Source organism: Streptomyces sp. NPDC092370 (genome assembly GCF_044755265.1).
Taxonomy (GTDB): Bacteria; Actinomycetota; Actinomycetes; order Streptomycetales; family Streptomycetaceae; genus Streptomyces.
In genome coordinates this window covers 1,222,637-1,242,622 of the sequence record NZ_JBIVQO010000001.1, presented here as the reverse complement: position 1 = coordinate 1,242,622, position 19,986 = coordinate 1,222,637, and the positions used below count along the sequence as shown (strand labels likewise).

Here is a 19,986-nt window from a genome sequence, read left to right as displayed (position 1 = left end):
CTCGCCGGTGTCGCCTACGCGTCCGCCCGCGCCGCCCCGGTCAGCGCCACGACGCGCTCCACTCCGAAGACGTACCCCTGCACGCCGCAGCCCGCGATGACCCCGTCGGCGCGCAGCGAGACGTAGGAGTGGTGCCGGAACGCCTCGCGCTGGTGGATGTTGGAGATGTGGACCTCCAGCACCGGCAGGCCGTCACAGGTGTTGAGGGCGTCCAGGATGGCGACGGAGGTGTGGGAGTAGGCCCCCGGGTTGATCACGATGCCGCAGTGGTTCAGCCGCGCCTCGTGGATCCAGTCGACCAGCTCGCCCTCGTGGTTGGACTGGCGGAAGTCGACCGTACCGCCGTGCGCGGCCGCCGCCTTGGCACACATGGCCTCGACGTCGGCGAGAGTGTCGGAGCCGTAGATCTCCGGCTGGCGCTGGCCGAGCAGGTTCAGGTTGGGGCCGTTGAGGATCATGATCGGGGCGTTGGCCAGGGTGCGGGGCACGGTTCCTCCGGTCCGTTCAGGGTCGCGGCCCGTGGCGGACCGCTGCTCACAGCCGGTCTATCACGGTGCGCACGGCCGGTCCCCCTCCGTACTCACCGCTGGTTTTGTCGCGCAGTGCCGCGGTCGGCCCCTTTCCGCGCTCACCGCCGGTCTGGACCAGGAGCACGGCCGCGAGCAAGGGCATCGGGGTCGTCCACCGTGCCGTGAGCCGCATGCGCCGAGCGATCATGCGGTGATCGTCGCAGACGTGAAGGGGCCCCGCGCTCCGGTCGCCGGGCCCCTCAAGGCACCCTGGCCGGGCTACGTGAGATCCCGCATGTCCCAGAGGTCGCAGTCGGTGTACACCCGCTCGCCGATGCTGAGCGCGTTCAGCCGCTGCGCCATCGCGCTCGTCTCAGGGTCGTCGCTGTTGCGCATGGCCTCCTCGACCGACTCGAACTCGATCAGCGCCGGACAGCGGGTGGGCTTGTCCCGGTCCTTCAGCAGCATGCTGCGGGTGGGGCCGCCCGCGCGGCCGGCGTTGCGCTGCCCGGCTTCTTCGAGCACCCGCTGCATCTCTTTCCAGACGCTCGGTCTCGAACTCGATGATCTGCACGGCCTTCATGGCACCTCCAGCCGGCCTCGGCGCCCCCGTGCCGGGGGCCGCGCTCAGGTAAGAGAGCAAGCAGCGGGACCGGTGGTCGGCAATGCGCCGACCACCGGTCCCGGTGCTGGTTGTTCCTGGGGCCGACGAGGTCAGACGTCGACACTGTCCTTCGGAGCGCCTCCGCTCTTGCCCTGCGCCGCCTCGGCCGCCGCCTGCTTCTTGGAGGCTCGCAGGCTGGTGATCGTGGTGACGATCAGGACGCCGCAGATCACGCCGAGAGAGACCGGAATACTGATCTCCGGGACGTGGACGCCCGACTCGTGCAGTGCGTGCAGCACCAGCTTCACGCCGATGAAGCCGAGGATGATCGACAGGCCGTAGCTGAGGTGGACCAGCTTCCTCAACAGGCCCCCGATGAGGAAGTACAGCTGGCGCAGACCCATCAGGGCGAATGCGTTGGCCGTGAAGACGATGTACGGGTCCTGGGTCAGGCCGAAGATCGCGGGGATGGAGTCGAGCGCGAAGAGCACATCGGTGGTGCCGATGGCCAGCATCACGACCAGCATCGGGGTCATGACCCGCTTGCCGTTCTCCTCGATCCACAGCTTCGTGCCGTGATAGCGGTCGGCCACACCGAAGCGGCGCTCGGCGGCCTTGAGCAACTTGTTCTCCTCCCAGTCCTCGTCCTCCTCGTCCGCCCGGGCCTCCTGGATGAGCTTCCAGGCGGTCCAGATGAGGAAGGCGCCGAAGAGGTAGAAGACCCAGGAGAAGCTGGCGAGGATCGCAGCACCCGCGGCGATGAAGATCGCCCTCAGGACCAGGGCGATGAGGACACCGATCAGCAGCACCCGCTGCTGGTACTGCGACGGCACCGCGAACTTCGCCATGATCAGGACGAAGACGAAGAGGTTGTCGACGCTGAGCGACTTCTCGGTGATGAAGCCTGCGAAGAACTCACCGGCGGGCTGACCGCCGGCGAACAGAAGCAGACCGAGCCCGAAGAGGGCGGCCAGCACGATCCAGACAACCGACCAGATCCCGGCTTCCTTGATCGACACGTCGTGCGGCTTGCGGCCGATGAAGAAGTCGACCGCGATAAGGGCGGCAAGGCCCACGATCGTCAGGACCCATAGGGTCGCGGAAACATCCACTGCGCCTCCGGCAGTCGTAACGGCAAATGTCAGCGTCGTCGCTGCCGGAGGTCTCTTCCACCCAACGATGGGCCGACGCCCCGGGATCTGGCCTGATCCGTATTGACGGGTACGCCGCAGCAGACAGGGAGTACTCCCCTCCGTGCCGTCAACAGTACCCAATCACCAAGAACAGGTAAAGCGCTTGGCAAAAGAAAGGCCAAATTCCCTGGTCAGGGCCCTTTACGTGAACTTGGTGCGGGCGGCGGCCACCTGGGCGAGCACCTGCTGGAGGATCTGGCTGCCGGGCGGCACCAGCGTCGGCTCGTACGTCCAGGCATGGCCGACCCAGGGGTCGGCGAGGTGGTCGTCGGCCACCGGTGTCAGTCGCAGCAGCGAACGCCACAGCGGATCGAGCAAAGGCCCGTACGCGGAGGACTCCTCCCGGTCGGCGACCATCATCAGATGGACGCCGAAGGCGGGGCCCTCGTCGGCGAGGTAACGCAGCTGGTTCACGGCCCGGTCGTCGAAGCCGTGTGGGAAGTCGTTGACGATCAGGAGCTGCTGGGAGGTGTCGAAGCCGGGCGGGAGGGAGTCGGCGGCGCCACCCCGGACCGCCATCTGCACCAGGTCGACCCGCTGGGTGAGCCGGCCCAGCACGTCCGTCACCCCGGCGGCGCCGAGCGCGGGCGGGGCCGCGAGCACGCCGGTCTGTACGAGGGGCGCCAGCGACTGCGCTCCCGATCCCGCCGGGTCGATGACATGGACGGTGAACTCGCCGGCCGGATAAACGGCCAGCAGCCTGGCCGCGTGCGCGATCGCCGTCTCCATGGCGAGACGGCTCATGGCGTGGGAGTCGGTGAACGAACCGTCGGACGATCCGGCCGCTCCGCTGTCGATCCACAGGCCGCGCTCCAGCGGCAGCCGGGCCAGCATCGGGATGCGGATCCGGTCCGCCTCGGGGAGATGCAGGTCGCCCAGGCGCAGGGCCATGGGGATCTCCATCGGCACGCGGTAGGCGTGCCAGACGGGGTTGTCCCAGCGGGCGTACGCCGCCGGAAGGGCCGGTTCGACGACGTCGGCCTCGGCCTCGAGCTGGGCGAGGTCCCGGTCGAGGGCCTCCCGGGCCCGGGCGACGAGCTGGGCGTGCCGCGCCCGGGCCGCCTCGCGGGCGGCGTCACCCTGTCCACCGATCCGGCTGCGCGGGTCGGAGAGGACCTGCTCCAGCTCCTTGTCCATGCGTGACTCGGCGAAGTCGACGGCGCTGCGGTAAGCGGCGGTGGTGCGGGCCAGGTCCTCGAACATGCCCCACACCTGGTTGTAGAGCCGCTCTTCCATGGACCAGCCGGTCGCGTCACCCGCGACGGGCCGGGCGGGCTGTCCGGGTGCGGCCGGGGGCGCGGTCGGCGGAGGAGGGGGCGGAGCGGCGTTCCGGCGGCGCGGGTGGCTGTAGTCGATCGGGCCCCCGGCCGCGGACGGCTGGGCGACGGCGTTGGAGTCGGGCGCGCCGCCGGGGTACGACGGCTGCTGCGGAGCGGGCTGCTCCGGGCCACCGGGCGTCTGGTCGCCGTACGGGGACAGGGGTGGCACAGGACCGGGCTGAGGCGCCGTACCGCCCTGGTCCGGACCGAGGGCCGGGGCCGCCGCCTGCCGGGAGCGGTCGCCGTCCGCCGTGCGGGACGGGGGTGCCTGCACCGAACGGGCCACTCCCCGGGCCACCGCGTCGTTGATGCTGCCGGCGAGCTGGTGGGCCTGCGGCAACCCCTGATCGGTGAGGAGTTCGGTGAGGCCGCCGGCGTAGCCCTGGCCGACGGCGCGCACCTTCCAGGCGCCTTGTCGGCGGTAGAGCTCCAGGGCGACGACGGCCGACTCGGCGTCCAGGCCGGTGATGGTGTAGCCGGCGACCTCTCCCCCGTCGAGGCCGGTGACGGCGGCGAAGGGGGCCGCCACCGCGCCGAAACGGATCGGGCCCGTCCCGCCGACGGGCAGGGCGAGCAGCACACTGACGCGGTGGACGGCCTCCGGCACGGCGTCCAGGTCCACCGCGAGGCGGTGGTCGGCGGCGGCCTGCCGGGAGACCTCGAGACCCGGCTGGGTGGGGGCACCCGGGTGGGCCACCCACTCCACGCCGTGGATCCGGCCGTTCTCGTCGCCGAGCGCGGCCACGGCCACGATCGGCGTAGCGGCCGAGATGCGGATCTCGAGACGAGCCTGGGAAAGCGGATGGTTCTGCCCCCGCACCAGCTCGGCCGTCATCGCCTTCGCCCCCCTGTGTCGTTGTGTGGTGTCGTGTGCTGCCCGCCGGCCCCCCGGGCCCGGGAGTGCGTCAGAGAACCGGCAGGATTGCCGGCATCAGGTCCTGGAAGGTACGGCCGTTGGCGGGGTTGCCGAGGGCCGTCATCGCCCAGCCGGGGCCCGAGCGGTGGACCTTGGCCATGATCTGAGCCGTGTACTGGCCGCCGCCCGCGAGTGTGTAGCGGGCGAGCTCCTGGCCGTTGGTCTCGTCGACGAGGCGGCAGAACGCGTCCTGCACCTCCTGGAAGGTCTGGCCCGTGAAGGAGTTCACGGTGAAGACGATCTGGTCGATGTGGACCGGGACCCGTGCGAGGTCGACGAGGATCGCCTCGTCGTCGCCGCCCTGGCCGACACCGCCGACGAGGTTGTCGCCGGTGTGGCGCACCGACCCGTCGTCGCTCACCAGGTGACGGAAGAAGACGACGTCGACCGGCTGCTTGTCCGCGAACAGGACGGCGGAGGCGTCGAGGTCGATCTCCCGGGTGCGCGAGCCGAACAGGCCGCGCCGGGGAGCCGCCTGCCAGCCGAGACCCATGCGAACCGCAGTCAGGCTGCCACCGTCGTTCTTCTGCAGACTGATGGCCTGACCCTTGGTCATGTTGACGGTCACGCGCTGATTCCCCTCTCGAACGTCCCCTGTTGCCGCGTGGTCGCGGTTGACCAGAACCCTACGCAGGGGCACTGACAGCGACGTACCCCGGTCCGCACTTTGTGTCGGTCTTGCAACACGGCGCGTACGCGGCACGCTGTCAGGCCAGGCCCGCCTCCTTCATCTGACGCAGTTCCTTCTTCATCTCGGAGACCTCGTCGCGCAGCCGGGCCGCGATCTCGAACTGCAGCTCCGCCGCGGCGGCCCGCATCCGCGCGGTCAACTCCTCGATCTGTCCGGCCAGTTCGGCCGCGGGGCGGTCGGTCGGCACCGTCTCCTCGGCCTTGCCCTTGCCCTTGCCCTTGCCCTTGGCCGCCTTGCCGAGGGAGGGAACGGGCGCCTTGGTGCCCCCGCCGTCCTTCTTCGCCTTGCGGTAGCCCGAGCCGAGCAGCTGCTCGGTGTCGATGTCCTCGCGGGCGATCTGGGCGACGATGTCGTTGATCTTCTTGCGCAGCGGCTGGGGGTCGATGCCCCGTTCCGTGTTGTACGCGATCTGCTTCTCGCGGCGCCGGTTGGTCTCGTCGATGGCCTTCTCCATCGCCGGGGTGATCTTGTCGGCGTACATGTGGACCTGGCCGGAGACGTTGCGCGCGGCGCGGCCGATGGTCTGGATCAGGGAGGTGCCGGAGCGCAGGAAGCCCTCCTTGTCGGCGTCCAGGATCGCCACGAGGGACACCTCGGGCAGGTCGAGTCCCTCGCGCAGGAGGTTGATGCCGACCAGCACGTCGTACTCGCCCGCACGCAGTTCACGCAGCAGTTCGACGCGGCGCAGGGTGTCGACGTCGCTGTGCAGGTAGCGGACCTGGATGCCCAGCTCGAGGAAGTAGTCCGTGAGGTCCTCGGCCATCTTCTTGGTGAGCGTGGTGACCAGGACGCGCTCGTCCTTCTCGGTGCGCTGCCGGATCTCGTGCACCAGGTCGTCGATCTGGCCCTCGGTGGGCTTGACGACGACCTCCGGGTCGACGAGGCCCGTGGGGCGGATGATCTGCTCGACGAAACCGTCCGAGCGGGACATCTCGTAGGTGCCTGGGGTGGCCGACAGGTAGACCGTCTGGCCGATGCGCTCCTGGAACTCCTCCCACTTCAGGGGGCGGTTGTCCAGGGCGGAGGGCAACCGGAAACCGTGGTCGACGAGGGTGCGCTTGCGGGAGGCGTCACCCTCGTACATGGCTCCGATCTGCGGGACGGTGACGTGCGACTCGTCGATGACGAGCAGGAAGTCGTCCGGAAAGTAGTCCAGCAGGGTATTGGGCGGGGAGCCGGGCGAGCGGCCGTCGAAGTGCATCGAGTAGTTCTCGACGCCGGAGCAGCTGCCGATCTGGCGCAGCATCTCGATGTCGTACGTGGTCCGCATGCGCAGGCGCTGGGCCTCCAGCAGCTTGCCCTGCTTCTCCAGCTCGGTCAGGCGCTCGCCCAGCTCCTTCTCGATGTCGTTGACGGCCCGCTCCAGGCGCTCGGGTCCTGCGACGTAGTGGGAGGCCGGGAAGACGTAGAGATGCTCGTCGTCGCTGATGATCTCGCCGGTGAGCGGGTGCAGGGTGGACAGCGCCTCGATCTCGTCGCCGAACATCTCGATGCGGACGGCCAGCTCCTCGTAGACCGGGAAGATCTCGATGGTGTCGCCGCGGACGCGGAAGGTGCCGCGGGTGAAGGCCATGTCGTTGCGCGTGTACTGGATGTCCACGAAGCGGCGCAACAGCTCGTCGCGGTCGATCTCCTCGCCGACGCGGAGGGGGACCATCCGGTCCACGTACTCCTGCGGGGTGCCCAGGCCGTAGATACAGGAGACCGAGGCGACCACGACGACGTCGCGGCGGGTGAGCAGCGAGTTGGTCGCGGAGTGGCGCAGGCGCTCGACCTCCTCGTTGATCGAGGAGTCCTTCTCGATGTAGGTGTCCGACTGCGGGACGTACGCCTCGGGCTGGTAGTAGTCGTAGTACGAGACGAAGTATTCGACGGCGTTGTTCGGGAGCAGCTCGCGGAACTCGTTCGCCAGCTGGGCGGCCAGCGTCTTGTTCGGCGCCATCACGAGCGTGGGGCGCTGGAGCTTTTCGATCATCCAGGCGGTGGTGGCGGACTTGCCGGTGCCGGTCGCGCCGAGCAGCACGACGTCCTTCTCACCGGCTTCGATGCGCCGGGCGAGCTCGGCGATGGCCGTCGGCTGGTCGCCGTTCGGCTGGTAGGGGCTGACGACCTCGAAGGGCGCCACCGTGCGTTCGATCTTTGAAACGGGCCGCATGGCATCCACCGTACGACCCCGCACTGACAAGGGGCTCTGATCAGCGGTTCTGCGGGGTGCGGGACTCTCGGTGCTCCACGGTGCGGCGGGGGCGGAACCGCAGGCGGTGGGCGGGGTGCCGGCCGTGGCTGTGGGCCGGGATGCCGGGCTTGTGCTCGACGGGGACGACGGCGGGCTTCCTCATGACCATGAGCGGGTCGAGCATGACGACGACGCCGGCCAGGAGCAGGAAGGCGAGCGGGCCGACCAGCATGGGGGCGAGCAGGGTCGCGGGCGACTCTCCCGTGGCGGGTTCGGCCGTGCCGTGCAGGTGGACGGTGAGGGCGGCCATGCCGGTGTAGTGCATGCCGCTGACGGCGAGTCCCATGACGAGACTGGCGCCCACGCTCCAGAGGAAACCCCTGACTTGGCCGGCGGCCCACAGGGCGGCGGTGGCGGCGCACATGGCGATCACGACGGAGATGGCGACGGTGACGGTGTTGTACCGCAGCTTCCCGTCCAGGCTCATGCTGGCCATGCCGAGGTAGTGCATCGACGCTATGCCCAGGCCGGTGATGGTGCCGCCCGTGAACAGGGCCGTCCCGCGGGCTCCCCTGTATCCGACGATGAAGATCCCGATGCCCACCATGATGATCGCGACGGCGAGGCTGGCGAAGGTCATCGCCTTGTCGTAGTGGATCGGGGTCCCTCGGACCGCGAACCCCATCATCGCGATGAAGTGCATGGTCCATATGCCGGAGCCGATGGCGGCGGAGCCGAGGGCGAGCCAGCCGGGGCGCCAGGACTGGGCGACGAGCATGGATCTCGTGGTGCATCGCAGGCCCAGTGCGCCGCCCAGGCAGGCCATGAAATAGGCCACCAGGGGTGTGACCAGGCCGTAGCTGAATCCGTCGACCGTGCCCTGCATGCGGCTGCCTTCCCGCCCTCGTACGTCCCGGAATTCCTGATGTGCGCCCCCTCCCAGGACCGCACGAGCGGTCAGGGTTGACGCAGAGAGTATGACCCCCACCGGAATGGTCGAACGACTTTCCGGCAAAGAAACACGGCCTGGCCGCAGTTGTGCGGTATCAGTGAGCGGAGTTGGGGCGACTCCGTTCAACGTGTGGCCATCTCGTACCCCTCTCGCGTTGACCCTCTGCTGTCAGAGTTGTGCTGTCCGTGATGTCGCCGATCACTCGTCGCGAGGAGTACGCATGCATGCGCGCGCTGTCGCCGCCTCGACCACCGCACTCCTGGGAACCGCCGCTCTCCTGTTCCCCGCCTCCGCGGGGGCCGCGGGGGGCGGCCCGTCCCCGCCGGTCATCGCGCACCGGGGCGCCTCCGCCTACGCGCCCGAGAACACCCTGGCGTCCGTGGACAGAGCGGCGGAGCTGGGCATCCGCTGGGTGGAGAACGACGTGCAGCGGACCAGGGACGGGGAACTGGTCGTCATCCACGACGACAACCTGCGGCGCACCACCGACGCCGAGGAGGTCTTCCCCGGCCGGGCTCCCTGGAAGGTGAAGGACTTCACGGCCGCCGAGATCGCCCGGCTGGACGCGGGCAGCTGGTTCTCACCCGCTTACGCGGGCGCGCGCGTGCCGACCCTGGAGCAGTTCGTGCACCGCCTGGAGCGTCATCACCAGAAGCTCCTCCTGGAGATCAAGAACCCGGAGCTGTACCCGGGCATCGAGCGGCAGACGCTGAAGGTTCTCAGCAACGAGGGCTGGCTCGACCGGCCGCATCGGACGGGCCGGCTGATCGTGCAGAGCTTCAGCGCGGACAGCGTGCGGACGGTGCACGAGCTGAAGCCGGGTGTGAAGACGGGCCTGCTGGGGACGCCACCGGTGTCGGACCTGATCGCCTGCGCGGAGTTCGTCGACCAGATCAACCCCTCGCACAGCTCGCTCTCCCCGGCATACGTCTCCTCCGTACAGGCGTTCGACGGAGCGCACGGCAGACCGCTGGAGGTCTTCGCCTGGACGGTCGACGACGCGCGGACGGCCCGGCGGGTCGCCGCGTACGGCGTCGACGGGATCATCACCAACAGGCCGGATGTGGTGCGGAAGGCCGTGGGCGGCTGATCCGGGGTTCCGCCGGGCGGCGCTGTCAGTGGCGGGTCCTACTGTGGGCGCATGGACAGCCAAGGGCAGGACGAACCGCGGGTCGTGTGGGCGGTCGTCGAGAGCGGGATCGGGCCGCTGCTGCTGGCCGCGAGCCGGCACGGCCTGGTCAACGTCGTGTTCCACGCCACGGACACGGTGCGGGACCGGGCGGTCGAACGACTGGCGTCGCGGCTGGGCACCGAGCCCGTCGAGGCCCCCGGCTCCCCGCTGCTCGCCGAGGCGATACATCAGTTCGAGGCCTACTTCGCGGGGACGCGACGCGGCTTCGACCTGCCGCTGGACTGGTCGCTGATCTCCGGCTTCAACCGGGAGGTCCTGCGCCAACTGACCTCGGGCGTTCCGTACGGCACGGTCGTCGGATACGGCGATCTGGCCGCGCGGGTCGGTCAGCCGGGCGCGGCCCAGGCCGTGGGCACGGCGATGGGAGCCAATCCGCTGCCCGTGGTGGTGCCCTGTCACCGGGTGGTCGAGAGCGGCGGCGGCATCGGCGGCTTCGGGGGCGGCCTGGAGACGAAGCGGAGACTGCTCGCCCTGGAGGGCGTCCTTCCCGAGCCGCTCTTCTGAGACCCGGGGCCGGTCAGTCGTAGTGCCGGGCCTCGAAGACGTTGCCGTCCGGGTCGCGGAAGTAGAAGCTGCGGGTGGCCGCGCCCCGGGCTCCGAAGGAGTCGTGGGAGAGGTCCGACACCGGTACGGAGCGTTCTTCCAGGCGGCTGAGGAGGGCGTCGAAGGCCTCGCGGGACAGCGACAGGCAGACGTGGTTCACCGGGTGCCCCGCGCTGTCGGCTGAGCCGGGCAGCATCGTCATGCGCTCGGCGTAGGTCAGCGGCATGAGGTCCAGGATGGTCTCGTCGTTGACGCGCACGGACGGGAAGGGTGCCTCGCCCGCGGTGAACTCCGCGAGCCTGACCGTTTTCAGGCCGACGGCCTTCTCGTAGAAGTCGGCGGCGGCGAGCGGGTCGCGCACCCAGAGGACGACGTGGTCGAGACGTGGCGTGTGGTCCGTCATGCACTCCAGGCTCGTGACGAGTCCGGCGGCCCGCAAGGGTTTGGCCCGGCACGCCGCCCGCCAGAGATGAGGGAAGACGACTGACCGACGGCAGGAGGCGGGCGCGTGGTGCTGGTGGTGTCCGAAGAAGTACGGGAGGCGATCGACGCGCGCCGGCCCGTCGTGGCCCTGGAGTCCACGATCATCGCCCACGGGCTGCCGCGGCCGCGCAACCTCCAGGTGGCGCTGGAGCTGGAGACGGCCGTACGGCAGGAGGGGGCGGTGCCCGCCACGATCGCGGTACTGGAGGGGCGGCCGCACGTCGGCCTGGACAAGGAGCAACTGGAACGGGTCGCGAACGAGAACGGGATCCGCAAACTGGGCCACCGTGACCTGCCGCTCGCGGTGGCGTCCGGGGCGAACGGGGCGACCACGGTGTCGGCGACCGCGCTGCTGGCGGCGCGGGCGGGTGTACGGGTCTTCGCGACGGGTGGGCTCGGCGGGGTCCACCGGGAGTGGACCGTCACGCAGGACGAGTCGGCCGACCTGGGGCTGCTGGCGCGCACGCGCATCACGGTGGTGTGTGCCGGGGTGAAGTCGATCCTGGACGTGCCGGCGACCCTGCAGCGGCTGGAGACGCTGGGTGTCGCCGTGGCCGGTTACGGCACCGGCCGCTTCCCCGGCTTCTACCTCTCCGACTCGGGGCACCCGGTGGACTGGACGCTGGGAACGCCGGAGGAGGTGGCGGGCGTCATGCGGGCGCAGGACACGCTCGGCGGGCCGGAGTCGGCGCTGATCGTCGCCAACCCCGTCCCCGAGGAGGAGCAGCTCGATCCGGACCTGCACGCACGCGTGCTGGCGGACGCGCTGCACGCCTGCGCGGAGGAGGGGATCACCGGTCAGGCGGTCACGCCGTTCCTGCTCGACCATCTGGTGCGGCACACGGACGGCGCCTCCCTGAGCGCCAACCTGGCGGCGGTCCGCGGCAACGTTCGCCTGGCGGCACGGATCGCGGCGGCCTGGACCCGGGGATGACGGCGGCCGGCGGCGCGGGGCCGGCAGCGGAAGCGGGCTCCGGGGGCGCGGGCACGGCGGCGGGGCGCGGGCTGCTGGTCGTCGGGGATGTCATCACCGATGTCGTCGCGCGGTACCGAGGGCCCCTCGCGGCCGGTACGGACACGCCCGCCTCGATCCGGACGGTGGCGGGCGGGGCGGGCGCGAACGTCGCCTGCTGGGCGGCTCACCAGGGAGCGCCGGACGTGCGGCTGCTCGGGCGCGTGGGGGCGGAGGCGGCCGGCTGGCACGAGCGGGAGCTCGTCGCCCAGGGCGTGCGTCCGCGGCTCGTCGTGGACCCGCTGGTGCCGACCGGCACGGTGGTCTGCATGGTCGACGGGGGTGCTTCGGCGGAGCGGACGTTCCTCACGGACAGCGGCGCGTCGTTGCGGCTCGAACCCGCCGACTGGTCGGACGCGCTGCTCGACGGAGTGGCCCGACTGCACCTGTCGGGCTACCTCCTGTTCTCCGAGCCGAGCCGGGCCCTGGTGACGGTGGCCGTGAAAGCGGCACGCGTGCGTGGGGTGCCGGTGAGTCTGGACCCGGCATCGGCCGGCTTCCTCGCGGAGCTGGGGGCCGAGCGTTTCCTGGCGCTCGTCGAAGGAGTGGACGTCCTGCTGCCCAGCCGGGACGAGGCGTGCCTGCTGACGGGGCCGGCCGACGCGGCCGAGGCGGCGGCCGAGCTGAGCCTGCGCGTGCCGCTGGTCGTCGTCAAGCTGGGTCATGAGGGCGCCGTCGTGGCTCGCGGGGGGAAGGTGTGCGCTCGCGTTCCGGCCGCGCCGGCGGCAGCACGGGACACGACCGGTGCCGGTGACGCCTTCACCGGCGCGTTCCTCGCCGCCCTGCTCGCGGGTGCCGGGCCGGAGGACGCCGCGGTGGAGGGCTGCCGGGCGGGTGCGCGAGCGGTGGAGAGGGTGGGCGGCAGACCACCCCTGCCGAGCTGAGGAGCCTGTCCGGGCCTCCGGGCCCCGCTCCCTCCACGCCACGCCCCCGTTCCCCGCTGCGCGGCTCACCCCCTCGGCGCCTTCGCCTACTGCTTGCGCGCCCACGCCGAGATCATCGGGGCCGTCGTCAGATCGAGCACTCCCGACGTGACGTTCCTGAGGTGCCGGTCGATGTCCTGGTCCGTGGCGAGGCCCGCGCCGACGAGCTGGTCGCGGACCTGGCGGATCGTGACGGACTCCAGGGCCGCGCAGGCCGGCGAAGTGAGGGGGAAGTAGGCGTCGGCCTGGACCCGGGTCAGTCCGGCCTCCCGGAGCAGTCGCGGCAGGGTGCGGCCGCAGGGGAGGTCGGTCCCGCGGCCGGCGAGCAGTGTGCGGAAGCCCTGCCGCAGCCGGTTCGCGAGCTGCTGCTCGGGGCCGTACTCGTCGGGGCAGAGCAGGGGTTGCAGGGCGGGGTCGGCGTCCTCGACCAGGAGGCGTCCGCCGGGGCGCAGGGACATGACCATGGACCGCAGAGCCTGTTGCCGGTCGGTCACGTGGACGAGGGCGAGGCGGGCGTGCACGAGGTCGAAGCCCTCCCCCGGGGGTTCCGGCGCGCCGAGCTGGTGGGCCCGCACCTCGACGGGTGGCCGGGCGGCGGAGGCGAGCCGTGAGGTGTCCGTGTCGGTCGCGACGACACGTCCGGTCGGGCCGACCCTCTTCGCCAGCCAGGACACCACGGTGGTGCCGGCGCCGACCTCCCAGCACCGCCAGCCGGATCCGACGCCGAGCTCTTCGAGGTGTCGGAACGTCGTGGGGTCGAAGAGGGCGGCGAAGGCGCTGAAGTGCTCGGCCGCCTGAGACTGCCGGTTGTCGAGGAGATGCCCATTGGATCGCGTCATGCCGCGATCATCCCAGTTGTCCGACTTATCCGTACTCGTCGACGCTCCGGCACGCAGAACCGCGTCGGACGCCGCCCCACGCCAGAACCGTTCGGCGCGGGCATGCGTCGATGTGTCAGGGCCACGGCCGCGGCCTGTCGTTCGTCCACAGCCGGATACCAAGCGGAATGAGGCGTATCCACAGGCTTACCCGCAGCTCACACAGGCCTGGCAGACTGACGCGCCAAGGCGCAGGAACGGCGCGAGAAGTTCCACGCAAGGAGATCCGGATGTCCATGGCAGGGAATCTGCGGAAGGTGACGAGCCTCGGCGGGGTCGGCGGCCTTCGCAGGGTGGCCCGGCTGGCCCGACGGCGTCCTCGTGTCGACCTGAGTCACCCGGCCCGGTCCCCGCTGGGCTCCTCGGTGGTGAACTGCGTGACGTACCGGGACGGCGTGCGCACCGACGCGCGCGGTGATCTGGTGGACGCCGTGGAGCGGGTGCGCAAGAGCCGGGACGGCTTCGTCTGGCTCGGTCTGCACGAGCCCACGGACAGCGAGTTCGCGGGCATCGCCGAGCTCTTCGACCTGCACCCGCTGGCCGTCGAGGACGCGATCGAGGCCCACCAGCGCCCCAAGCTGGAGCGCTACGACGAGACACTCTTCGCGGTGTTCAAGACGGTCTGCTACGTCGAGCACGATGAACTCACGGCCACCAGCGAGGTGGTGAACACCGGCGAGATCATGGTGTTCGTCGGCGCGGACTTCGTGATCACGGTGCGACACGGCCGGCACGGTTCGCTGGGCCCGCTGCGCGAGGAGCTGGAGTCCGACCCGGGCCAGCTCGCCAAGGGCCCGTCGGCGGTGCTGCACGCGATCGCGGACCACGTGGTCGACGACTATCTGACGGTCACGGACTCGGTGCACGCGGACATCGACCAGGTGGAGACGGACGTGTTCTCGGAGGCCGGCGCGCGGGCCGACCCGGGGCGCATCTACCAGCTCAAGCGTGAACTGCTGGAACTGAAGCGGGCGGTGGTGCCGCTCAGCAGGCCGCTGGAGGACCTCGCCACCCGGCCGATCCGCGCGGTGGACCCGGAGATACAGGCGTACTTCCGCGACGTCTCGGACCACCTGCTGCGGGCGAAGGAGCAGATCGCGGCCTTCGACGAACTGCTCAACTCCATTCTCCAGGCGCACCTCGCGCAGGTCACGGTCGCGCAGAACGAGGACATGCGGAAGATCACCGCGTGGGCCGCGATCGTCGCCGTGCCGACGATGGTGTGCGGTGTGTACGGCATGAACTTCGACCACATGCCGGAGCTGCACTGGCGGTATGGCTACGGCATGGTCATCGGCGTGATATCCGTGGCGTGTCTCGCCCTGTACCGGGGGTTCCGGCGCAGCGGCTGGCTCTGAACCGGGCCGTGACCCACGAGGGCCTGCCGGGCCCCGGGGGGAGCGTCGGGGTCAGTGCGTCGTGGTCGTGGCGTAGACACTCTCCGCCCAGGAGGCGATCTGGTCCTTCGCGAGATGCCGGACCAGGTCGGCTTCGCTGATCATGCCGACCAGGCGCTTGTCCTGGATCACCGGCAGCCGGCGGATCTGGTGCTCCCGCATCTCGCGGAGCACGTCGCCGACGTCGGCGTCCGCGTCGATCCAGCGGGGCGTGCCCTTGGCCATCTCGCCCGCGGTGACCCTGGCGGGGTCGTGACCCATGGCGACGCAGCCGACGACGATGTCGCGGTCGGTGAGGATGCCGCAGAGCCGCTCGTTCTCGTCGCTGATGGGCAGGGCGCCGACGTTCAGCTCGCGCATGAGCTGGGCGGCGCGGTCGAGGGTTTCGTGGGCGGGGATCCACTGGGCGCCGCGGTGCATGATGTCTTTGGCGGTGGTCATGTGTACCTCCCGGTGGCGGACGGCCGGCGCGGCGCCGGACGCACCGCGAGTCCCGGCGCCCTTCATTCTCGCCGCGCCACCGGACACCCGCACACGGAAGCCGCCCCCAAGGCCCGCTGCCGGCCTCTGTTACCTCCGCCCGGGTGCCGGACCCTGCCGCCACCCGCCCATGCCCCGGACCCCGCCGCCCCCACGTCCACCGTCACCCCACCGGGCGCCGGCACCCGGCTGCCGGCTGCTGGTCAGCCGCTCCAACCGCTCCAGGCGGGGTGGCGAGGGTCATCGGCCCGCACCAGGACATCGGCCGCGGCCACCGGGTCCGTCTCCTGCTCGTAGCGCTCGAACGCCGGGAGGGCCCAGTGCTCGGCCTCGGGTGTACGGCGGCGCAAGGCGCCCGGCGAGAGGAGGACATGGACGCTCAGATCGAAGGGGAACCAGTGCCGAAGGAGGAAGGGTCCGTGCAGCAACAGCACGCCGCCGGGCGGGAGTTCGACATAGGGACTGCGGGTGGCTCGGTCGGCGGCGGGGTCCCACAGGTCGGGCAGGACGCGACCGTCGCCGTCGGCTTCGAGCGGGCCGAACACCTCACGCCACAGGGCGCCGGTGTCGTACCAGCCGCTGTAGTAGGCCTCGACGTCCTGATGGCCGTACTCCAGACGTACCGAGGCGGGCCGCAGAAAGCCCTCCGTGCCCACCACGAGCGAGGAGCGGCCGCGGACACGCAGCGCCTCGGAGACCCGGTCGGCGAGGTCTCCCGGGCGGGCTGCCGGGGCGCCGTCGAGGGCGATGCGAAGCCAGGGGGAGCCGTCGGCGGGCTTCAGATCGAGGAGGCGCTGGGCGAGCTGGTCGCCGAGCCGTTCCCAGGTGATCGCTTCGAGTCGCACACGACCCATGATGCGTCAGCCCAGCGCAGGAAGCGCCCGGCCCGAGGGAGCCGCGCGAGGGCGGTGCCCGGATCGCCTGGGTCTGCGATGGACTGCGTAGTTCATGCCGCCGCCAGCGGGAATGAACCCTCTATGACCCCCCGTGCGACGCTCCAGCCCTTCACCGGACTTCTCGCCTTCCAGCCCCTCAAGCGGCGCTACTGCGCCGAGTGCCGACGGGGGCCGTTGCCGCTGCTCGTCCTCGAGGACGGCGCCCCGTACTGCCTCGACTGTGCCGACCTCGGGCATCTGGTGTTCCTGCCCCGTGGTGACGCCGCGCTCACCCGCAGATCACGGGAGGAGAGCACGCTGTCGGCGGTGGTCGTGCGGTTCAACCGGCGCAAGGGCCGATACGAGCGGCAGGGCATGCTGGTCGAGGAAACGGCACTGGCCAGGGCAGAGCAGCGGTGTCTGGCGGACGCAGAGGCCAGACGGCGGCGCCGGGTGCGGGACGCGCGGCGGCGAGCGGCTCAGGACGCCCTGTTCGCCGAGGCGTTCGCGACGGAGATCCTGCTGCTGTTTCCCGGGTGCCCGGCCGATCGGGCACGGGCCATCGCCCTGCACGCCTCGGAGCGGGGCAGTGGGCGGGTGGGCCGCAGCGCGGCGGGGCGTGCGCTGGCCGAGTCCGCGGTGACCTCGGCGGTCGTGGCGTCCGTACGGCATCTGGACACGCCGTACGACCGGCTGCTGATGAGCGGGGTGCCGAGACACGAGGCGCGGCGGCGGATCGCGGCGTCGGTGGCGTCGGTGGTGAGGGGGTGGACGGAGGCGGGGCTCGGCTCCGCGGGGTGACACGAGAGTCCTGGGACTCTGAGCCATCATGTCGTCGGCAGTCGTACCGTCGGCCGTCGGCCGTCGTGCCGTGGTTCCGTGGTTCCGTCACGCCGTGGGTGCCGTGGGTGCCGTGGGTGTCGTGGGCCGTCATACCATCGACGCGGCCGCTCGGCGGGCCGTGGACGTCCGCTTATGGCGCCGCGCCGCTCGGCCATGGTCACTGCGCCCGTACGGGAATTCACTGGGGTCGAGGAAGGGTGCCGGGCGGTGTTCCGGTGCGACGGGCGGGAGAGCAATGATCGACGGACCGTACTTCGTGCTCACGGTGCTGGGTGTGCTCGGGACCGGGCTGGTGGCCGGGGTGTTCTGCGGGTTCTCGACCTTCGTGATGCGCGGCCTCGGCATGCTGCCGCCCGCGCAGGGGGTCGCCGCGATGAACGCGATCAACGTGGCGGCGGTGACGTTGCCGTTCATGATCGTGTTCCTGGGGTCGGCCGTGCTGTGTGCGGTGATCGCGGTGGTGACGTTCGTGCTGTGGCCGGAGGAGGGGACGGTGGAGCTGCTGGTGGGCAGTGCGCTGTACCTGCTCGGCACGCTCGGGCCGACCATGGTCGCGAACGTGCCGCGCAACGACGCGCTGGCCGGTCTGGAGCCGGGTACACCGGAGGCGGCGGCGTACTGGCCGGTGTATGTGCGCGAGTGGACGCTGTGGAACCACGTCCGTACGGCGGCCTCGGCCGGAGCGGCACTGGCGTACGTGCTGGCTCTCGCCTGACACCCACACCCCGCGGCGTCAGGCACCGGCCGGGAGGCGGACGTATCGTGGCGAAAAGGAGTGCCGCCCAACGAGTGGGACGAGTAACGCCCGACGACGCACGGCCTGTCACACGCGCACGCAAGGAAGACGGCCATGGCCGATCCCAAGGGTTTCATGACCACGCCCCGCCAGGACTGGCCGCGCAGGCCGGTCGAGGAACGGGCGCGCGACTGGGACGAGATTCATGTCCCCGGGGCGCTGCTGCCGATCATCGGCAAGCAGGCCGACCGGTGCATGGACTGCGGCATCCCCTTCTGTCACGACGCCTGCCCGCTGGGCAATCTGATCCCGGAATGGAACGACCTGGTGTCCCGGGACGACTGGCGGGCGGCCGCCGACCGGCTGCACGCCACCAACAACTTCCCGGAGTTCACCGGCCGGTTGTGCCCGGCTCCGTGCGAGACGGGCTGTGTGCTGGCGATCAACCAGCCGGCCGTCACCATCAAGAACGTGGAGTGCGCGATCGCCGACCGTGCCTGGGAGGAGGGCTTCGCGCCGCCGAGGCCGCCGGAGCGGCTGTCCGGCAGGACGGTCGCGGTGATCGGTTCGGGCCCGACCGGGCTGGCCGCGGCCCAGCAGCTGACCCGGGCCGGGCACACGGTCGCCGTCTACGAGAGGGACGACCGGCTCGGCGGGCTGATGCGGTACGGCATCCCGGCTTTCAAGATGGAGAAGCACCATCTGGAACGGCGGCTGGAGCAGATGCGGGCCGAGGGGACGAAGTTCCGGACGTCGACGGCGGTCGGCCCGGACGTCGGGGCCGACGAGCTGCGCTCCCGCTACGACGCCGTGGTGCTCGCCACCGGGGCGACCGCCTGGCGTGAGCTCCCGGTGCCGGGGCGTGAGCTGACGGGCATTCACCAGGCGATGGAGTATCTGCCGTTGGCCAACCGGGTGTGTGAGGGCGATCTGGAGACGTCTCCGCTGTCGGCCGCCGGGAAGCACGTCGTCATCGTCGGCGGCGGCGACACCGGAGCGGACTGCCTGGGCACGGCCGTCCGGGAGGGTGCCGTGTCCGTGACCCAGCTGGACATCTACGCGCTGCCGGACGCGGAGCGCGACGAGGAGGCCGAGCCGTGGCCGACCTACCCGATGCGGGTGTACCGGCTGTCCGCCGCCCACGAGGAGGCCCGTGATCTGCGCACCGCCCCGGTGGCGGACGCGGACGCACGCCTGTTCGCGGCGTCCACGCTGCGCTTCGACGGTGACGCGCAGGGGCGGGTGCGGTCGCTGCACCTGGTCGAGGTGGACGCGCGGCGCCGCCCGGTGGAAGGCACCGGGCGCACGCTCCCCGCCGACCTCGTGCTGCTCGCCCTCGGCTTCTCCGGGCCGGACCGGGAGGACGGGCTCGTCGACCAGCTGGGGCTGGAGATGGAGCCCCGCGGGACGATCGCGCGGGACTCCGCTTTCGCCACGAACGTCCCCGGGGTGTTCGCCGCGGGGGACGCGGCCCGGGGGCAGTCGCTGATCGTGTGGGCGATCGCCGAAGGGCGGGCGGTGGCGGCAGCCGTCGATCGTCATCTGACGGGCAGCTCGCGGCTGCCGGCACCGATCGGGCCGTACGACCGGCCCATGGCGGTGTAGGCCGCCGGCCGACTCGAACGCACAGCCTGCCTGCCTGCCCGCCCGCCCGCCCGCCCGCCCGCCCGCCCGCCCGAAGGACGGTCCCCCCCAAGGACGCTTTCGGCTCACCCTGAAGGACGGTCACCGCCCCCGAACGCTCCCGGCTCACCCCGAAGGACGGTCACCGCTCGTCCGTCCCCGCCGCCTTCCCCGTCGACAGTGCCACCCGGTTCCACGTGTTGATCGCGCAGATCAGGGCGAGCACCTGGGCCAGTTCGTGGTCGTCGAACTGTGCGGCGGCCTGCGCGTAGACGTCGTCCGGGACTCCGGCGTCGGCGACGAGGGTCATCGCGTCCGTGAGGGCGAGGGCCGCCCGCTCCCGCTCGGTGAAGAAGTGGCGGGCCTCGCGCCACACGGCGACCATGTGGAGGCGGTCCTCGCTCTCGCCGGCCTTACGGGCGTCGTTGGTGTGCATGTGCAGGCAGTACGCGCAGTGGTTGAGATGCGAGGAGCGGATCTGGATCAGCTCGACGAGGGCCGGGTCGAGGCCCTCACGGGCGGCGGCGTCGAAGGCGATGAGGGCCCGGAAGGCCTTCGGGGCGGACGTGCCGAAGTCCAGCCGCTTCGGGGACACATGGGTGCTGTTCGTGCTCGTGTTCGTCGTCATGCCCTCGAACCTA

General features: G+C 71.0%; 21 protein-coding genes. 8 read left to right on the top strand and 13 right to left on the bottom strand.

Annotated elements, in window-relative coordinates; all coding sequences use genetic code 11:
• Positions 1-14 precede the first annotated feature (14 nt).
• The 8 genes from aroQ to ACIQHQ_RS05560 form a co-directional block, all read right to left on the bottom strand.
• Positions 15-488: a type II 3-dehydroquinate dehydratase gene (gene aroQ, locus ACIQHQ_RS05595; protein WP_402610352.1), complete on the bottom strand. Its 474-nt coding sequence runs from the start codon at positions 486-488 to the stop codon at positions 15-17.
• 46 nt (positions 489-534) lie between these two features.
• A complete protein-coding gene (locus ACIQHQ_RS05590) occupies positions 535-717 on the bottom strand; it encodes a hypothetical protein (RefSeq protein WP_402610351.1) in 183 nt (60 codons plus the stop codon).
• Between the two features lie 71 nt (positions 718-788).
• Positions 789-1,034 (bottom strand): hypothetical protein, encoded by a 246-nt coding sequence (locus ACIQHQ_RS05585; protein WP_402610350.1) that lies wholly within the window; start codon positions 1,032-1,034, stop codon positions 789-791.
• Between the two features lie 189 nt (positions 1,035-1,223).
• On the bottom strand, positions 1,224-2,225 hold the full coding sequence (locus tag ACIQHQ_RS05580; RefSeq protein ID WP_402610348.1) for a TerC/Alx family metal homeostasis membrane protein: 1,002 nt from the start codon (positions 2,223-2,225) through the stop codon (positions 1,224-1,226).
• A 222-nt stretch (positions 2,226-2,447) separates the two neighbouring features.
• A complete protein-coding gene (locus ACIQHQ_RS05575) occupies positions 2,448-4,460 on the bottom strand; it encodes a TerD family protein (protein ID WP_402610346.1) in 2,013 nt (670 codons plus the stop codon).
• A gap of 70 nt (positions 4,461-4,530) precedes the next feature.
• Positions 4,531-5,109 carry a TerD family protein gene (locus ACIQHQ_RS05570; RefSeq protein ID WP_402610344.1) on the bottom strand — a complete coding sequence of 193 codons (579 nt, stop codon included), beginning with the start codon at positions 5,107-5,109 and terminating at the stop codon, positions 4,531-4,533.
• 139 nt (positions 5,110-5,248) lie between these two features.
• Complete coding sequence (gene uvrB, locus ACIQHQ_RS05565; RefSeq protein WP_402610341.1) at positions 5,249-7,387, bottom strand: excinuclease ABC subunit UvrB; 2,139 nt, start codon at positions 7,385-7,387, stop codon at positions 5,249-5,251.
• Between the two features lie 40 nt (positions 7,388-7,427).
• Entirely contained in the window at positions 7,428-8,294 is an 867-nt protein-coding gene (locus ACIQHQ_RS05560) for an MHYT domain-containing protein (RefSeq protein ID WP_402610339.1), read from the bottom strand.
• A 286-nt stretch (positions 8,295-8,580) separates the two neighbouring features.
• On the opposite strand from ACIQHQ_RS05560, the gene ACIQHQ_RS05555 reads away from it, so the two are divergent.
• The gene (locus ACIQHQ_RS05555) at positions 8,581-9,450 is read left to right on the top strand and encodes a glycerophosphodiester phosphodiesterase (RefSeq protein WP_402610337.1); all 870 of its coding nucleotides are present in this window, start codon (positions 8,581-8,583) and stop codon (positions 9,448-9,450) included.
• Positions 9,451-9,501: 51 nt separating this feature from the next.
• Positions 9,502-10,056 carry a methylated-DNA--[protein]-cysteine S-methyltransferase gene (locus tag ACIQHQ_RS05550; protein WP_402610335.1) on the top strand — a complete coding sequence of 185 codons (555 nt, stop codon included), beginning with the start codon at positions 9,502-9,504 and terminating at the stop codon, positions 10,054-10,056.
• Positions 10,057-10,069: 13 nt separating this feature from the next.
• On the opposite strand, the gene ACIQHQ_RS05545 is transcribed toward ACIQHQ_RS05550, so the two are convergent.
• Positions 10,070-10,498: a VOC family protein gene (locus ACIQHQ_RS05545; RefSeq protein WP_402610333.1), complete on the bottom strand. Its 429-nt coding sequence runs from the start codon at positions 10,496-10,498 to the stop codon at positions 10,070-10,072.
• 105 nt (positions 10,499-10,603) lie between these two features.
• Here ACIQHQ_RS05545 and ACIQHQ_RS05540 point away from each other — a divergent pair, with 105 nt between their 5' ends.
• Entirely contained in the window at positions 10,604-11,512 is a 909-nt protein-coding gene (locus ACIQHQ_RS05540) for a pseudouridine-5'-phosphate glycosidase (protein WP_402610331.1), read from the top strand.
• A complete protein-coding gene (locus ACIQHQ_RS05535) occupies positions 11,509-12,474 on the top strand; it encodes a carbohydrate kinase family protein (protein ID WP_402610328.1) in 966 nt (321 codons plus the stop codon). The genes ACIQHQ_RS05540 and ACIQHQ_RS05535 overlap by 4 nt, the downstream gene beginning before the upstream one ends.
• A gap of 86 nt (positions 12,475-12,560) precedes the next feature.
• Here the strand turns inward: ACIQHQ_RS05535 and ACIQHQ_RS05530 are convergent, their stop codons facing one another.
• Positions 12,561-13,352, bottom strand: a complete 792-nt coding sequence (locus tag ACIQHQ_RS05530; RefSeq protein WP_402610326.1) for a methyltransferase — start codon at positions 13,350-13,352, stop codon at positions 12,561-12,563.
• Positions 13,353-13,621: 269 nt separating this feature from the next.
• Here ACIQHQ_RS05530 and ACIQHQ_RS05525 point away from each other — a divergent pair, with 269 nt between their 5' ends.
• Entirely contained in the window at positions 13,622-14,749 is a 1,128-nt protein-coding gene (locus ACIQHQ_RS05525; RefSeq protein ID WP_402610324.1) for a magnesium and cobalt transport protein CorA, read from the top strand.
• A 51-nt stretch (positions 14,750-14,800) separates the two neighbouring features.
• On the opposite strand, the gene ACIQHQ_RS05520 is transcribed toward ACIQHQ_RS05525, so the two are convergent.
• Positions 14,801-15,229 (bottom strand): CBS domain-containing protein, encoded by a 429-nt coding sequence (locus ACIQHQ_RS05520; RefSeq protein WP_402610322.1) that lies wholly within the window; start codon positions 15,227-15,229, stop codon positions 14,801-14,803.
• Between the two features lie 242 nt (positions 15,230-15,471).
• Positions 15,472-16,122 (bottom strand): uridine kinase, encoded by a 651-nt coding sequence (locus tag ACIQHQ_RS05515; protein WP_402610320.1) that lies wholly within the window; start codon positions 16,120-16,122, stop codon positions 15,472-15,474.
• 123 nt (positions 16,123-16,245) lie between these two features.
• On the opposite strand from ACIQHQ_RS05515, the gene ACIQHQ_RS05510 reads away from it, so the two are divergent.
• The 3 genes from ACIQHQ_RS05510 to ACIQHQ_RS05500 all read left to right on the top strand — a co-directional run bounded on the left by ACIQHQ_RS05510 (position 16,246) and on the right by ACIQHQ_RS05500 (position 19,327).
• Positions 16,246-16,944 (top strand): DUF2293 domain-containing protein, encoded by a 699-nt coding sequence (locus ACIQHQ_RS05510; RefSeq protein WP_402610319.1) that lies wholly within the window; start codon positions 16,246-16,248, stop codon positions 16,942-16,944.
• A gap of 277 nt (positions 16,945-17,221) precedes the next feature.
• Positions 17,222-17,701 (top strand): DUF1772 domain-containing protein, encoded by a 480-nt coding sequence (locus ACIQHQ_RS05505; protein WP_402610318.1) that lies wholly within the window; start codon positions 17,222-17,224, stop codon positions 17,699-17,701.
• A gap of 135 nt (positions 17,702-17,836) precedes the next feature.
• The gene (locus tag ACIQHQ_RS05500; protein ID WP_402610317.1) at positions 17,837-19,327 is read left to right on the top strand and encodes a glutamate synthase subunit beta; all 1,491 of its coding nucleotides are present in this window, start codon (positions 17,837-17,839) and stop codon (positions 19,325-19,327) included.
• A 160-nt stretch (positions 19,328-19,487) separates the two neighbouring features.
• Here the strand turns inward: ACIQHQ_RS05500 and ACIQHQ_RS05495 are convergent, their stop codons facing one another.
• On the bottom strand, positions 19,488-19,973 hold the full coding sequence (locus ACIQHQ_RS05495) for a carboxymuconolactone decarboxylase family protein (RefSeq protein WP_402610316.1): 486 nt from the start codon (positions 19,971-19,973) through the stop codon (positions 19,488-19,490).
• Between the last annotated feature and the right edge of the window lie 13 nt (positions 19,974-19,986).